We start from the raw sequence: 14,916 nt of genomic DNA, 5'->3' as shown, positions 1-14,916 counted from the left end.
TAAACGTTTGGTTCGCTACTCGTCGTGGACGAGCACGTCGACAACGGTGGGTCCTGACTCGGCGAGCGCGGCGTCGAGCGCCGCGTCGAGGTCGTCCTCGGGGTCGACCCTTACGCCGGTCGCGCCGTGACTCTCCGCGTTCTTCGGGATGTCCACGGGCGGGTCGAAATCCATCCCGACGTACTCGTACTCGCCCTCGCCGAACAACCCCTGCATGTTGTCCTTGAGGATGCGGTAGTTCCGGTTGTCCGGAACGACGACGGTGAGGTCGAGGTCGTAGCGCGCCGCCGAGTAGAGGCTCTGCGGGTAGTAGAGGTAGGAGCCGTCGCCGACGTGTCCGACGACCTGCCGGGGGTCCTCGCGCATCGATTCCGCGAGCGCCGCGCCGACGGACGCGGGGAGGCCGTACCCGAGACCGCCGCCCTTGTTCGAAATCGCCTGTTCGGGTTCGAGCGGCCACCGCGTGAGCAGTTCGTACTTCGCGGTCACGCCCTCGTCCACGATGTACGCGTCGGGCGCGGCGTCCCGGAGTGCGTCCACGAGTTCGCCCTTCGACCGCCGCGGGTCGTCGGTCTCGCCGTCGCCCGCCATCTCCGCCTGCGCCATCTGCTTCATCGCGGCGACGCGCTCCAGCCGCTCCGCGCGTTCGGCGTCGCTCACCTGAGACTCGACCTCCTCGGCTATCTCCGCCATCGTCTCGCCGGGGTCGCCGAGCACGGCCACGTCCGCGGGCTGGTTCTTCCCGAGCTGCCACGCGTCGTCGCCGACGTGGACGAACGTCGCGTCCGGCACGAGGTCGCCCAAGTGCGCGGTGAGCGTCGTGTTCGTCGAACACCCGACGAACGCGACCATGTCGGTGTCGAGGAGCGTGCGCGCGGTGTCCTCGTCCGGCGGGATGTAGGACACCCACTGGTCGTGGCTCGCCGGGAAGTCCACCTCGCACGCGAGAATCTCGGCGTGCACGCGCGCGCCCGCCGCCTCCGCCAACTCGACCGCGGCGTCCACGGCGTCCGTTCCCGCGCGGGCGACGCCGTCACCGACGACGAGCACGGGGTTCTCCGCGTCCGCGAACGCCGCGGCCGCCCGCTCGACCTGCGTTCGGTCGCCGCGGCCGCCGGTCGGAATCGCCCCCAGTCGGTCGGGCGACGCGTCCGTCTCCGCCATCATCACGTCCAGCGGGAGGCCGAGGAAGACCGGGCCGGTCGGCGGCGTCAGCGCGACGCGGAACGCCCGGCGGAGCATCGACGGAAGCGCGTCGACGTCGAGGACTTCCGCGCTCCACTTCGTGAACTGCTGGGTCATCTCCACGAGGTCGCCGGAGAGAATCGGTTCCTCGTGGCGGAACTCCGTGGAGTGGTTGCCCGCAGTGACGACGAGCGGCGCGCCCGCGACGCTCGCGCCGTAGATGTTCCCGAGTCCGTGCGCCAGTCCGGGCGCGACGTGCAGGTTCGCCACCCCAACGGGGAGCACGTCCGCGTCGTCGTCCGCGTGGTAGCGCCGCGTCGTCGCGTACCCCGCGGCCATTCCGACCGCCACGTCCTCGTGGAGTCCGAGGACGTAGTCGAGGTCGCTGCCCCCGAATGCCTTCATCACCGGGAGTTCCGTGGTTCCCGGGTTCCCAAAGACGTGCTGGACGCCGTACTGTTCGAGGGTGTCGACGAAGAGGTCCGCGCCCGAGTACGCCATCAGATTTCGGGTGACTCCTCGATGCGCGGGACGCCCGCCGCCGTCACCGTCTCGCCGACGATGTAGGAGGAGGCGGGGCTGGCGAGGAACTGCGCGAGGTCGGCGATTTCCTCGCTCGTGCCGATGCGTCGCTGCACGTCGTCGCGCTCGATGTTGTCCGCGCTGACGCCCATCTGGGACTCGACGCCGGGCGTCGCGACGAACCCGGGCGCGATGCAGTTCACGCGCACGTCGTCGCCCGACCACTCGTAGGACAGCGTCTTGGTGAGGTTGATGACGCCCGCTTTGGCCGCGCCGTAGTGACTCATCATCGGGCTGCCACGCTGGCCCGCGACGGACGCGAGGTTCACGACCGCGCCGCCGCCGTTCTCCCGCATGTGCTCGCCGGCGGCCTGCGTGCAGTGATAGGTGCCGGTGAGGTTGATATCTACTATCGTTTTCCAGCCGTTCTCGCTGATGTCCTCGAAGGGCGCCATGAAGGACGCGCCCGCGTTGTTCACGAGCACGTCCACGGACCCGAACTCCTCGACGGTCGCCTGCACGAGCGCGTCGACGGCGTCCCGGTCGGTCACGTCGCACTCGACGGCCAGGGCGGTTCCGTCGTAGTCGCCGTCGTTGATGTGGTCGCTGACGGGGTCGACGTTCTCCTGCTCGCGCGAGCAGACGACGACGTTCGCGCCGTCGGCAGCGAACCGTTCGGCGATTGCGCGACCGATGCCCGACGACGCTCCGGTGACGATGGCGGTGTCGCCCGCCACGCTGAATCTGCTTACCATTGTTAAGACATCTACCTGTTTCCGGTTCATCGGTAATAAATCCGCGTACGCCAGAACGACCGTTAACGTAATGGCAATTGTTACATAATAACAGGGCATGGAGGTTCCCGACTACCTACAGACCGTCGACACAACCAACGTCGCCACGTTGTTCGACGCGACGGCCGACCAGCGACCGGACGCGACAGCCATCGAGGGTGAGGAGCGCTCGTTCACGTTCAGCGACCTCCGCGAGCGCTCCGCGGCGTTCGCGGGCGGCCTCCACGACCGCGGCCACACTGAGGGCGACCGCCTCCTCCTCTACCTCCCGAACTGCCCCGAGTACGTCACCACCATCCTCGGCGGCCTCCGCACCGGCGTCGTCGTCTCCCCCGTCAACCCCCAGTACAAGGCCCGCGAACTTGCACACCAGCTCGACGACACCGACGCGAGCGTCGTCGTCACCCACCCCGCGCTCGTCGAGCACGTCCACGAGGCCGCCGCCGACATCGACGCCGACCCCGACGTGCTCACCGTCGGCGACGCCACCCCGGAAACCACAGCCTTCCACGAGGTATCCGGCGAACCGATGACGGCGGACGTGGACGCGGACACGACCGCGATGCAGCCCTACACCTCCGGAACCACCGGACAGCCGAAGGGCGTGCTGCTCACGCACGGAAACCTCCGCGCGCAGGCGTTCTCGGGCTTCCAGTTCACCAACCTCCCGCCCGAGGAACAGCGCGAACTCGTCTTCCTCCCGCTCTACCACATCACGGGCTTCACTCACTCCACCTGGCAGACCCTGATTCGCGGCGGCACAGCGTTCGTCCGGAATCCCGCGGAGTGGAGCGCCGAGCGCTGTATGCGGGAAATCGAGGAGAACGAGATTACGAGCTTCATCGGCGTCGCGACGATGTTCGTGGACATGGTGAACGACGAATCGTTCGGCGAGTACGACCTCTCCTCGCTCGACACCGTCAACGAGGGCGGCGCGAAGATGCCCGTCGCCGTCCAGGAGCGCTTCGAGGACAGCACGGGCGTCGCGATGAGCGAGGGATACGGGCTCACCGAGACCACCGCCGCTACTCACACCGGCGTCGGGTCGTCGTACGGGTACAAACCCGGCACCATCGGTCAGCCGCTCCGCATGACGGACTCGAAAATCGTGGACGCATCGGGCAACGAGGTCGAACCCGGCGAGACCGGCGAACTCCTCGTGCGCGGCCCCCAGGTGATGAAGGGCTACCACGACCTCCCGGACGCGACCGACGAGGCATTCACTGACGAGGGCTACTTCCGCACGGGCGACATCGCTCGACGCGACACGGAGAACTACTACGAGATCGTCGACCGGAAGAAGCACATGATCAACACCGCGGGCTACAACGTCTACCCGAGCGAGGTCGAATCACTCCTCTACGAACACCCCGACGTGGCCGACGCCGCGGTCGTCGGCATCCCGGACGACCGCCGGAACGAGACCGTGAAAGCGTTCGTCGTCGAGACACCCGGCGCGGACGTGACCGCGGACGACATCCGAGAGTTCTGCCTCGACAACCTCGCGGAGTACAAACACCCACGGGAGGTCGAGTTCGTCGACGACCTCCCGCGGACGGCGAGCGGGAAGGTGCAGAAGTTCAAACTGGTGGACGAGGATGCGTGAGGGCGTCGCGTTCGTCACCGGCGCGAGCCAGGGTATCGGCGAAGCCATCGCGCGCCGGTTCGCGGACGACGACTACGCGGTCGCGCTCGCCGCGCGAAGCGACACCACCGACATCGCCAGCGAACTCGGGGACGCGCTCGCCGTCGAGTGCGACGTGACCGACGAGAACAGCGTCGAATCAGCCATCGACGCGACCATCGCGGAGTACGGTGGGCTGGACGTGCTCGTGAACAATGCGGGCATCGCCGGCCCCACACAGCCGGTCAAGGACATCGAGCGCAAGGAGTGGTCCGCGACCGTCGAAACGAACCTCACCGGCCCGTTCCTCTGCGCGAAACACGCCGCGGGCGCGCTCCGAGACAGCGACGACGGAAGTATCGTCAACGTCTCGTCGGTCGGCGGGAAGCGCCCCTACCCGAACCGAAGCCCGTACGCCGCCTCCAAACTCGGACTCGTCGGGCTCGGCCGCACGCTCGCCGCCGAGTTCGGCGAGGACGGCGTCACCGTGAACACCATCTGTCCCGGTCCAGTCGCGGGCGACCGCATCGAATCCGTCATCGAGAAACAGGCCGACGCACGCGGGACGACGCCCGAGGAAGTGAAACGACAGGAGTACCTCGGCGACCTCATGCTCGACGAGATGGTGACGCCAGAGGAAGTCGCGGACGTCGCGTACCGACTCGCCGTCCAACACCGACACGTCACCGCCCAAGACGTTAACGTGGACGCGGGTATGACGTGGTACTAGATGGAGTACGACGCGGTCTTCTGGGACATCGGTGGCGTGCTGCTCGACGTGGACTCGGTGCGCGAAGCCCACACGCGGTTCATGGAGCGCTTCGTCGCCGCACACGGCCTCGATGTCGCCCCGCGGGTGGCGCTCGAAGAGTGGCGCGGCGTCGTCGGTCGTCAGTTCCGCGAACGCGACGGGAACGCCTACCAGTCGGCGCGCGAGGCGTACGCGTTCGCGCTCGCCGAACTCGTCGGCCGCGACCTCAGCGACGACGAGTGGTTCCCGCTCTTCCGCGCGACATCCGAACGATACCTGCGGCCGACGCCGCACGCTCGCGAGGTCGTCGGCGCGCTCGCCGACGCCGGCGTCTACCAGGGAATCGTGAGCGACGTAGATACCGACGAGGGCGAGTTCATTCTCTCGCTGTTCGGCGTGCTCGACCACGTGGACGACGTGACGACGAGCGAGGCGGTCGGCCGCACGAAACCCGACGACGCGATGTTCGAGACAGCGCTCGCGAAGAGTCCTGTCACGCCCGAGCGGACGGTGATGGTCGGTGACCGCTACGACCACGACGTGGCCGGCGCCGCCCGCCACGGCATCCACGGCGTCGCGTTCGGCCCCGACGCACACGGCCCCGACGCGAGCCACCGAATCGACGACCTGCGCGACGTGCTCGACATCGTCGGCGTCCCGCGGGGTGACCGATGACGCTCCCCGAACCGTCCACGGTCGCGGCGACGCTCCACGACCGCCTCCTGCGGCCGGTCAGACGAACCCTCTGGCCGTTCCTCCACGAGGACGTGGACCACGGCGACCCCGTGAGCCACGTTCTCCTCTCCCTTATTGCGGGATTGGTCGCGTTCGCGCTCACCCTGCTCGCCGCGGCGCTCGTCGCGCTCCCCACACTGCTCTACGCGGTAGTGTACGCGCTCCTCACGGGAGTGCTACGCCTCGTGAACGCGTTCCGCTATCGCCGGTAGCGCGTCCGTCACGTCCGCGCGGAGCACGACGTTCGCGCGGTCGTCCGCACGCGTCTCGTCGAGGTTCACGACGACGAGACTGCCGTCGCGTGCGGCGGTCGCGGGAAGCGACGCAGCGGGGTCGACCGTCAACGAGGAGCCGACGGCGAGAAAGGCGTCGCTGCGCTCCGCGAGGTCGCGGGCGTCGTGGAGCGATTTCGGCGGGAGTTGCTCGCCGAACAGCACCACGTCGGGCTTGAGGACGCCGCCGCAGTCGCAGGTCGGCGGGAGGTCGCCGTCCGCGGCGCGCTGTCGGGCGTCGGTCGCGTCGCTCCGCCGTCCGCAGTCCTCGCACGCGACGCGCTCGGCGTTTCCGTGGAGTTCGACGACGCGGTCGCTCCCCGCCGCCTGGTGGAGGCCGTCCGTGTTCTGCGTGATGACGCCCGTGGCTTCGAGGTCCGCGAGCGCGCGGTGGGCGGCGTTCGGTTCGACGCCCTCGGGCCGCATCGCGTCGTGGAGGTCGAGGCGGTCGCTCCAGAACCCGGCGGGGTCGCGCTCGAACCGCCGCCGGTGGAAGTCCTGTGGGTCGAACTCGTTCCCCCAGATACCGTCCTCGCCGCGGAAGCTCGGGATGCCGGACGCGGTGGAGACGCCCGCGCCCGTCAGAACACTCGCGCTGTCCGCGTTCCGGAGCAGCGCCGCGACCCGCGCTATCGCTTCTTCGTCCATACCCAGAGGTAGGCGCTCGCGCGGAAAAGTGGCGTGCAGGCGACACGGACAGTCGCGCGCGGGAGTGTGTCGCCGTCGCCGAACCGGACTCCCGCACGCCGCTCGTCAGTACACTACCCGCCGCTGGCCGCGTCCTCCTATTTGAACGTTCACCTCTGTGTGGGGCGGTGCGGAAGCGGAGTCGTCAGCGCACCGAAGGCGCGCTGTTCTCGCGAGCGCTCTGCGCTCGCGAGTTTTTGGTGCAGATTTTTACGCAGGCGGTCGCCTCTGGCGACCCGTAGCGTAAAAAGGTGCGTTCAGAAGCGCGTGAGGGCTTCGAGTTCGAAGGTGTGTTCGTCGGCGTCGCTGAGTGCGTCGCGGGCGATGACGCGTTTGTGGACTTCGTCGGCGCCGTCGACGATGCGGAACTGGCGGACGCTCTCGTAGAAGTCGGCGAGCGGGAGGTCTTTGCCGATGCCGTTCCCGCCGCACATCTGGATGGCTTGGTCGATGACGTCCTGGCAGGTGTTCGCGGCGAACACTTTGGTCATGGCGACGGGGATGCGGGCTTCGTTCCCCTGGTTGATTTGGCGGGCGGCGTGCCGGACCATGGTGCGGGTGGCGTGGAGGCGGGTTTCGGCGTCCGCGATTTCGAAGCGGAGGGATTGTTTTTCGCTGAGGGGTTCGCCGAAGGCTTCGCGTTCCGAGATGTAGGCTTTCGCGATGTCGAGCGAGCGCTGGGCCATTCCGGAGTACCGCATGCAGTGGGTGAGGCGGGCGGGGCCGAGGCGGGCCTGGGCGTGACTGAATCCTTCGTTGAGGTCGCCGAGCACGGCGGTTTCGGGGACGCGAACGTTGTCGTATTCGATTTCGGCGTGGCCGACGCCGGTGACGTTCCCGCCGGTGTGGGGGATGTCGCGGACGACGTTCACGCCGTCGGTGTCCTTGTCGACGAGGAAGAGCGAGCAGCCTTCGTAGGGGTGGGCGTCGGGGTCGGTGACGGCCATGACGATGAGGACGTCGGCCTCGGTGCCCTGGGTCGTCCACCACTTGTGGCCGTTGATGACCCACTCGTCACCGTCCTTCTCGGCGGTGGTCTCCATCATCTTCGGGTCGCTCCCGCCGCCCTGAATCGGTTCGGTCATCGAGAACGCACTCCGAATCTCGCCCTGCGCGAGCGGCCGGAGGTACTCCTCTTTCTGGTCTTCCGTGCCGAACAGTTCGAGGGTGTGCATGTTGCCCTCGTCGGGGGCTTCGACCTTGATGGCGGGCGCGCCGAGGAGGCTGCGGCCGGCTTCCTCGAACACGGGCAGCATGTCGCGGTAGCTGAGGCCGTGGCCGCCGTACTCCTCGGGGAGGTGGGGTGCGTACACGCCGTAGTCGCGTGCTTCCTCCCGGAGGGCGTCCAGCTGGTCGTCGCTGATCGGGTCGCCGCCGAGCACGTCTCGCTCGACGGGGATGACGACCTCGTCGACGAACTCTCGGGTTTTCTTGGCGAACTCGGTTGCGCGCTCGGTGTCGTCGTACTCCATACCCACCCTTCGTGAATACAATGTAAAAAGATTCGTCCCAGTTGGCATCGAGTGGTAATTCTCATCCATACCTATTCGTACGAGGAGATAGAACCCCCTGGCATGGTAGACAATACGAGCGAGGCCTACTTCGCCCGGCTCGTGGATGAGGACGCGCTGCGGGCGTTCCTCGAAACGGAACTCGGGCCGACGGACGCCTACGAAGTCGAACGACACGCGGAAGGACACTCGAACGAGACGCTGTTCGTCGAGTGGGGCGACCGCGACCTCGTGATTCGCCGGCCGCCGCCCGGCGAAACCGCCGACACCGCGCACGACGTGCTCCGCGAGTACCGCGTCATCGACGCCTTGCAGGACACGGACGTGCCGGTGCCGCCGACGGTCGCGGCGTGCGACGACCACTCGGTCATCGGGAGCGACTTCTACGTGATGGAGCGCGTACCCGGCGACGTGCTGCGGGACGACGAACCGGAGCGGTTCGCGAACCCCGAGTCCCGCCAGCGCATCGGGGAGGAGCTCGCGGACACGCTCGCCGCCATCCACGACGTGGACTACGAGGCGGTCGGACTCGGCGAACTCGGGCGGCCGGCGGGCTACACGCGCCGACAGGTCGACCGCTGGGGGAAACAGCTCTCGTGGGCGTTCGAGGTCACCGCGGACGACCGCGAGGTCCCGAAGCTGAAGCGCGTCGGCGACTGGCTGGACGAACACTGCCCGGATGACCACCCGGAGACGCTCGTCCACGGCGATTACAAGCTCGATAACGTCCTGTACGCGCCCGGCACGCCCCCCGAACTCACCGGTGTGTTCGACTGGGAGATGAGCACGCTCGGCGACCCGCGCGCCGACCTCGGCTGGATGCTCTCGTACTGGCGGGACGCGAAGGACCCCGAGCCCGCCGTCCCCGAGCTGGAGGCGACGTTCATGCAGCGCGACGGCTACCCGACCCGGGTCGAACTCGTGGAGCGCTGGGAGAACCGAACCGGCTTCGAGTTCGAGCACGAGCGGTTCTACCGCGCGCTCGCCGTCTACAAGCTCGCCGGCCTCGGCGAGATGTTCTACCGGCGGTACCTCGAGGGGAACTCCGACGACCCGATGTATCCGTTGATGGAGGAGCGCGTGCCGGCGCTCGCGGACCGCGCGGTCCGCATCATCGAGGGGGAGGAGCCGCTGTGACGTACTACGAGGACTACGATGTGGGCGACGTGGAGGAGTTCGGCGCCTACACGGTGTCGAAAGAGGAGATACTGGAGTTCGCGGAACAGTTCGACCCGCAGCCGTTCCACGTCGACGAGGAGGCGGCGAAGGAGTCGCCGTTCGGCGGGCTCATCGCGTCCGGCTGGCACACGGCGTCGCTCTGGATGAATCTCATGGTCGAACACCACTACGACGACGCGGCGAGCCTCGGGTCGCCGGGCGTGGAGGAGATTCAGTGGACGGAGCCCGTCCGGCCCGGCGACACGCTCTCCGTGCGTCTCGAAGTGGCGGAGAAACGGCCGCTGGAGAGCGACCCCCGCCGGGGGTTGCTCACGACGGACACCGCGATGTTCAATGGGGACGACGAGGTCGTGATGACGATGCGCGGAAAGGCGTTCTACGAGCGGCGGAACCCCGACGCCTAGCGCCCCTCGAACTCGGGCTCGCGGTCTTCGAGGAACGCCCGCACGCCTTCTTCGTGGTCGTACGTGTCGAAGACGACGCCCTGCGCGACGGCCTCGTCCGTCATCGCCTGGTCGATAGTCTTCTCGAAGCCCTCGTCGATGAGGCGTTTCGCGTGCCGGAACGCTGCCGTCGGGCCTGACGCGATGCGTTCGACCATCGCGTCCGCTTTCGCCTCAAACTCGTCGCTCCCGTAGACGTGATTGAACAGTCCGAGGTCGTGCGCGCGCTCGGCGCCCATGATTTCGCCCGTGTAGACGAGTTCCTTCGCGACGTTGGTGCCGACGACGCGCGGGAGGAGGTAGGACGTGCCGGCGTCCACGGAGAGGCCGACCTGCCGGAACACGAACCCGATGCTCGCGTCCTCGGTGGCGAGCTGAACGTCGCACGCGATGGCGAGGTTCGCGCCCGCGCCCACGGCCGGGCCGTCGACCTTCGCGATGGTGGGGAGCGGGAACTCCACGAGGAGCGCGAGCGTCTCGCTCGTCGTTCGCTCCAGCGTCTTCACGGCCTCCTCCAGCGACTCGTCCGAATTGAGTCGTTCCTTCATCGCGGCGATGTCACCGCCGGCGCTGAACGCGCCGCCCGACCCCTGCACGACGACGGCGCGGGCGTCGTCGACCTCGTCCCGGACGTGTTCGAGGTGGTCGCGGAGTCCCGCGGTTATCTCCCGCGAGAGCGCGTTCCGGCGCTCCGGTTGGTCGAGCCTGATGGTCGCGACACCGTCCGTAACGTCGAGCGTGACAGCTTCCGACATACCGCGACCCACACCGCGAACACCGAAAAGCCTTCCCCAGGACTGTTAGAAATATCCGCGACTTCGCTTTACAGTACTTATTCTTCGGGGATGACTTTCCCGGGGTTGAGCAGTCCCTTCGGGTCGATGGCGTCCTTCACGGACCGCATCACGTCCACGGTGTTCGCGTGCTCGTCGTCCATGAAGCCGCGTTTCCCGATGCCGACGCCGTGCTCGCCGGTCGCGGTGCCGTCCATGTCGATGGCGGCCTGCACGACCTCGTTGTTGTACGCCATCGCGCGAATCACGTGGTCCTCGTCGTCGCGGTCGACGAGCGGCGTGTAGTGGAGGTTGCCGTCGCCGGCGTGTCCGACCAGCGGGACGAGGAGGTCGTACTCGTCGGCGAGTTCGTGCGCGCGCTCCACGATGTCGGGGTAGTTCGTGATCGGGACGACCACGTCACCGATGACCGCCACGTCGAGGTCGGGGTCGTACGCACGCGCTGCGGGCAGCGCCTCCCGTCGGGCTTCCCAGACGTCCGCCATCGCGCCGCCGGGTTCAGTCCACTCGACGACGCCGTGTTCGCGGCAGAGGCCCTCGACGAACGCGTAGTCCTCGTCGATGCCGCTGGTGTTCCCGTGGAGTTCCAGCAGGAGGGTCGCGCGCTCGGGGAGCGTGAGGTCGTCGCGGTTCTCGTTCAGGAGTTCGATGGACTGCTCGTCCATGAACTCGATAGCGCCGGGTTTCACGCCAGCGCCGATGATGTCGCTGACGGCGCGGCAGGCGTCGCGAGCGCTCTCGAACGCGACGAGCGCCGCCCGCTTCTCGGCGGGGATGCCGGCGAGTTCGATGGTGGCGTCCGTCACCACGCCGAGCGTTCCCTCGCTTCCGACGAGCAAGTCCTTGATGCTGTATCCCGAGGAGGTCTTCACGACGTTCCGGCCGGCCTGTACTCTCTCGCCGTCGGGGAGGACGGCTTCGATGCGGCGGACGTGGTCCCTGGTTTCGCCGTACCGGACGGCGTTGAACCCGCTCGCGTTCGTCGCTATCATCCCGCCGATGGTCGCCACGTCGCCGCTGGAGATGCCGGGCGGGAAGCGGAGGCCGTCGCCGGCGAGCGTCTCGTTCAGGTCGTCGTAGACGACGCCGGGGCCGACGCGCGCGGTGAGCGTGTCCGGGTCGGCGTCGACCCACGTCATCTCCTTCGTGGAGAGCACGATACCGCCCTCGACGGGGATGGCGTTCCCTTCGAGACCGCTCCCGCCACTCCACGGCGTCACCGGGACCTCGCGCTCGTACGCCGCCGACAGCACGTTCGAGACCTCCTCCGTGCGTTCCGGCCAGACGACCGCGTCGGGCGTCGAGGGGTGGTGTGGGCTGGCGTCGCGCGCGTACTGCTCGCGGTGCGATTCCGTGAACGAGCACTCGGCGTCGAGGTCTCGGAGGAACGAGGCGTCGTGGTCGGTCATACACGGTCGTTCGTGTACGTCCTTCTAAAGGTTCGCCTGGTCTACCAAGAGTTATTGCGCTCCCCGCGACTCACTCGGTATGCGCGTGAGCGAGGCCGTCGTCGACCGACTGGTCGCACACGGCATCGATACGGTGTTCGGCATTCCCGGCAAACAGACCCTTCCGCTGAACGACGGTATCGGGTCGCGTGACGGCATCGACTTCGTCGTCGCCCGCCACGAAACCGCCGTCACGCACGAGGCGTGGGGGTACGCCGAGACTTCCGGCGAGATGGCGGCGACCTGCGTCGTCCCCGGTCCGGGCGACATGAACGCGATGAACGGCCTGAAGAACGCGCTCAACGACTGCACGCCCCTCCTCCACCTCGCCGTCGAGACCGACCCCGAGATTCGGGGCGGCGACGGCATCCACGAGACGCCGCCCGACACGTACGACAACGTCGTGAAGGAGAACGTCCTCGTGGAGAACCCCGAAGCAACGATAGCCGAACTCGAGCGGGCCATCGCGATAGCCCGAACCGCACCGAAGGGTCCCGTCCGCGTCGGCATCCCGAAGAACTTCCTCCCGATGGACGTGACGCTCGCCGAACCCGGCGACTACGCCACGGAGTCCGTGCATGGCGTGGACGAGGACGCGCTCGGGGACGCCGTCGACCACGTGAACGACGCCGAGAACCCCGTGATTCTGGCGGGCGGCGGCGTGCGCTCCGCGGACGCGTCCGGCGCGCTCGTCGGCGTCGCCGAAACCCTCGACGCGCCCGTCGTCACCACCTACAAGGGCAAGGGGACGATTCCGGAGGACCACGACCTCTCCGCGGGCGTGCTCTGCGGCGGCGCGAGCCCCGACCTCCTCGCCCTGCTCGCGGAGTCCGACGCGATGCTCGCCGTCGGCACGGACTTCGACGCGGTCGCCACCCGCTCGTGGACGGTCGACCTGCCCGACACCCTGGTGCACGTCACGCTCGACCCCGAAGATATTGGAACGGGCTACGAGCCGTCGGTGGCGCTCGTCGCGGACGCGGGCGCGGCGCTCGCCGGGCTCGCGGGTCGCCTGGAACGCACCGAGAACCGCGATGGCGCGGCGCGCGCGCAGGCCGTGCGGGAGGCCGACGCCGACCGAATGGCCGACCTCCGCGACACCGCACAGCCGCCACTCACGTCTGTCGCCGCGCTCTCGGCCGTCCGCGACGCCACGCCCCGCGACGCGCCAGTCTCCGCGGACGCCGGCGGCTTCCGCATCTGGACGCTCGTCTCCTTCCCCGCGTACGGCCCGCGCTCGTACGTCAATCCCGGGTCGTGGGCGACGATGGGCACCGGCCTCCCCGCCGCCATCGGCGCGGCGCGCGCGAACCCCGACGAGGGCGTGCTCGCGCTCTCCGGCGACGGCGGACTCATGATGTGCATTCACGAACTCCACACCGCCGCCGTCGAGGACCTCCCCATTGTTCTCGTCGCGTTCAACAACAGCGACTACGCCATCATCTCCGAGGAGGCCGAGCGCTCGTACGGTCTCGACGCCTACGACTGGCCGGACACGCCGCTCTCGCTCTCGACCATCGCGGAGGGGATGGGCGTGACGACCGCGCGCGCCGAGACACCCGACGGGATTCGGGACGCCGTCGCCGCGGCGTTCGAGCGCGACGGCCCGACGCTCGTCGAGGTGCCGACCGACCCCGCCGAACCGCAGGCGAGCGTCCACATGCGTGACTAATCGTCGGGCTGCGTGCCGACGCCCTCGGGCCACCCGGGCGGCTGTTCGGGTGACACGTCCGCGTGCTCTCGTTTAAGCACCATCGGCGTGCGCTCCAGCGACAGCACCTTCGTCCCCTCTTGATTGTACGCGCGGAGTTCCGTCGTCACGACGCCGACGTGCTCTCTGCTGTCGAGTTCGCGCTTCGAGAGCACCTCGGACTCGGCGAAGATGGTGTCGCCGTGGAAGACTGGCGCGTGGTGCTGTACGTCGTCGTATCCGAGGTTGGCGGTGGCGTTCATCGACACGTCGACGACGCTCATCCCCACTGCCAGCGCGATGACGAACGTCCCGTCCACCAGCCGCTCCCCGAACTCGGTCTCCGACGCGTACGCCTCGTTGAAGTGCATCGGGTTCACGTTCATCGTGAGGTTCGTGAACCAGACGTTGTCCGTCTCGGTGACGGTCCGGCCGTACGGATGCTTGTACACGTCGCCCGTCTCGAAGTCCTCGTAGAACCGGCCCTGCCAGCCCTCGACCACTCTCGTCCCGGTCATGCTGCGTGGTACGCATCCACGAACCAAAGAACGCGGTGTTTTTCACGGCACGCCGCCGACTCGAACCATGTTCGCGTCAGTCGCCGCCGGCGTCGCGTTCGGGCTCGCGCTCGCCGCGCCGCCGGGGCCGATGAACGCCGTCATCGCCGAGGAAGCCGTGCAGCGCGGCTGGCGGAAGGGCGTGCGCGCCGGGCTCGGCGCGGCGACCGCCGACTTCTGTTTCTTCGTGCTCGCCCTCGTGGGCGTGGTCGCCCTCGTCACCGACGTCCCGCTCCTGCACGCCGGCCTGCTCGCCGTCGGCGGCGCCCTCATGCTCTACTTCGCGTACGGCGCGTACCGCGGCGTCTCCGAGTCCTTCCGGGAGGCCGGCGAGCGTCGGGTCGCCGGCACGGGCTTCCAGCGCGCGTTCGTGCTCGCCATCACCAACCCCTACCAGCTCGCGTTCTGGCTGTCCGCCGGCGTCGCGCTCGTCGAACCCGGCCGGCTCGACCTCCTCAGCTACACGCCATACCTCGGGGAGTCGCTCGCGGGCGCGCTCGTCGTTCACACCGGGAGCGCCGCGCTCGTCGCCGGGTTCTTCGCCGGCGTCCTCGCGTGGGTGGTCGCGTTCCCTGTCGCACTCGCGGCCGCCGAACGCCGCGTCGAGGCGCTCGCACCCGCCGTCAGCGCGCTCTCCGCTCTCCTCCTCGCGGGATTCGGCCTACTGTTCCTCGCGGACGCGGTTCGAACTGTCGTGTAGAGACGACACGCTCAAACGACCCGG

15 protein-coding genes are annotated in these 14,916 nt (G+C 68.3%); 8 read left to right on the top strand and 7 right to left on the bottom strand.

The window, feature by feature from the left end; translation table 11 throughout:
* Positions 1 to 15: 15 nt before the first annotated feature.
* Together U3A55_RS09660 and U3A55_RS09655 are read right to left on the bottom strand one after the other, a co-directional pair.
* Positions 16 to 1,686 (bottom strand): thiamine pyrophosphate-binding protein, encoded by a 1,671-nt coding sequence (locus U3A55_RS09660; protein WP_330991296.1) that lies wholly within the window; start codon positions 1,684 to 1,686, stop codon positions 16 to 18.
* Positions 1,686 to 2,462 carry an SDR family NAD(P)-dependent oxidoreductase gene (locus U3A55_RS09655; RefSeq protein WP_330991295.1) on the bottom strand — a complete coding sequence of 259 codons (777 nt, stop codon included), beginning with the start codon at positions 2,460 to 2,462 and terminating at the stop codon, positions 1,686 to 1,688. Before U3A55_RS09655 ends, U3A55_RS09660 begins: the two co-directional genes overlap by 1 nt.
* Before the next feature lie 97 nt (positions 2,463 to 2,559).
* Between U3A55_RS09655 and U3A55_RS09650 the strand changes: the two genes are divergently transcribed.
* Genes U3A55_RS09650 through U3A55_RS09635 form a run of 4 tightly spaced genes read left to right on the top strand, consistent with a single transcriptional unit; the run spans position 2,560 to position 5,823 of the window.
* On the top strand, positions 2,560 to 4,107 hold the full coding sequence (locus U3A55_RS09650; protein ID WP_330991294.1) for a class I adenylate-forming enzyme family protein: 1,548 nt from the start codon (positions 2,560 to 2,562) through the stop codon (positions 4,105 to 4,107).
* Entirely contained in the window at positions 4,100 to 4,855 is a 756-nt protein-coding gene (locus tag U3A55_RS09645) for an SDR family NAD(P)-dependent oxidoreductase (protein ID WP_330991293.1), read from the top strand. Before U3A55_RS09650 ends, U3A55_RS09645 begins: the two co-directional genes overlap by 8 nt.
* Positions 4,856 to 5,551: an HAD family hydrolase gene (locus tag U3A55_RS09640; protein WP_330991292.1), complete on the top strand. Its 696-nt coding sequence runs from the start codon at positions 4,856 to 4,858 to the stop codon at positions 5,549 to 5,551.
* The gene (locus tag U3A55_RS09635; protein ID WP_330991291.1) at positions 5,548 to 5,823 is read left to right on the top strand and encodes a hypothetical protein; all 276 of its coding nucleotides are present in this window, start codon (positions 5,548 to 5,550) and stop codon (positions 5,821 to 5,823) included. Before U3A55_RS09640 ends, U3A55_RS09635 begins: the two co-directional genes overlap by 4 nt.
* On the opposite strand, the gene U3A55_RS09630 is transcribed toward U3A55_RS09635, so the two are convergent.
* Positions 5,788 to 6,531 (bottom strand): NAD-dependent protein deacylase, encoded by a 744-nt coding sequence (locus U3A55_RS09630; protein ID WP_330991290.1) that lies wholly within the window; start codon positions 6,529 to 6,531, stop codon positions 5,788 to 5,790. The genes U3A55_RS09635 and U3A55_RS09630 overlap by 36 nt on opposite strands.
* Before the next feature lie 296 nt (positions 6,532 to 6,827).
* A complete protein-coding gene (locus tag U3A55_RS09625) occupies positions 6,828 to 8,042 on the bottom strand; it encodes an acyl-CoA dehydrogenase family protein (RefSeq protein WP_330991289.1) in 1,215 nt (404 codons plus the stop codon).
* A gap of 102 nt (positions 8,043 to 8,144) precedes the next feature.
* Between U3A55_RS09625 and U3A55_RS09620 the strand changes: the two genes are divergently transcribed.
* Positions 8,145 to 9,218: a phosphotransferase family protein gene (locus U3A55_RS09620; protein ID WP_330991288.1), complete on the top strand. Its 1,074-nt coding sequence runs from the start codon at positions 8,145 to 8,147 to the stop codon at positions 9,216 to 9,218.
* Positions 9,215 to 9,664 (top strand): MaoC family dehydratase, encoded by a 450-nt coding sequence (locus U3A55_RS09615; RefSeq protein ID WP_330991287.1) that lies wholly within the window; start codon positions 9,215 to 9,217, stop codon positions 9,662 to 9,664. Before U3A55_RS09620 ends, U3A55_RS09615 begins: the two co-directional genes overlap by 4 nt.
* On the opposite strand, the gene U3A55_RS09610 is transcribed toward U3A55_RS09615, so the two are convergent.
* Together U3A55_RS09610 and U3A55_RS09605 are read right to left on the bottom strand one after the other, a co-directional pair.
* On the bottom strand, positions 9,661 to 10,458 hold the full coding sequence (locus U3A55_RS09610) for an enoyl-CoA hydratase/isomerase family protein (protein ID WP_330991286.1): 798 nt from the start codon (positions 10,456 to 10,458) through the stop codon (positions 9,661 to 9,663). The genes U3A55_RS09615 and U3A55_RS09610 overlap by 4 nt on opposite strands.
* Before the next feature lie 77 nt (positions 10,459 to 10,535).
* On the bottom strand, positions 10,536 to 11,906 hold the full coding sequence (locus U3A55_RS09605) for an FAD-binding oxidoreductase (protein ID WP_330991285.1): 1,371 nt from the start codon (positions 11,904 to 11,906) through the stop codon (positions 10,536 to 10,538).
* Between the two features lie 79 nt (positions 11,907 to 11,985).
* On the opposite strand from U3A55_RS09605, the gene U3A55_RS09600 reads away from it, so the two are divergent.
* Complete coding sequence (locus tag U3A55_RS09600; protein ID WP_330991284.1) at positions 11,986 to 13,617, top strand: thiamine pyrophosphate-binding protein; 1,632 nt, start codon at positions 11,986 to 11,988, stop codon at positions 13,615 to 13,617.
* Here the strand turns inward: U3A55_RS09600 and U3A55_RS09595 are convergent.
* The gene (locus tag U3A55_RS09595) at positions 13,614 to 14,153 is read right to left on the bottom strand and encodes a MaoC family dehydratase (RefSeq protein ID WP_330991283.1); all 540 of its coding nucleotides are present in this window, start codon (positions 14,151 to 14,153) and stop codon (positions 13,614 to 13,616) included. The two genes, U3A55_RS09600 and U3A55_RS09595, sit on opposite strands and share 4 nt — an antisense overlap.
* Before the next feature lie 67 nt (positions 14,154 to 14,220).
* Between U3A55_RS09595 and U3A55_RS09590 the strand changes: the two genes are divergently transcribed.
* Positions 14,221 to 14,892: a LysE family translocator gene (locus tag U3A55_RS09590; protein ID WP_330991282.1), complete on the top strand. Its 672-nt coding sequence runs from the start codon at positions 14,221 to 14,223 to the stop codon at positions 14,890 to 14,892.
* Positions 14,893 to 14,916 lie beyond the last annotated feature (24 nt).

This window comes from Salarchaeum sp. III (assembly GCF_036418315.1).
GTDB lineage: Archaea > Halobacteriota > Halobacteria > Halobacteriales > Halobacteriaceae > Salarchaeum.
Note: the sequence above shows the minus strand (reverse complement) of the source record. Positions and strands in the feature narration are given on the sequence as shown.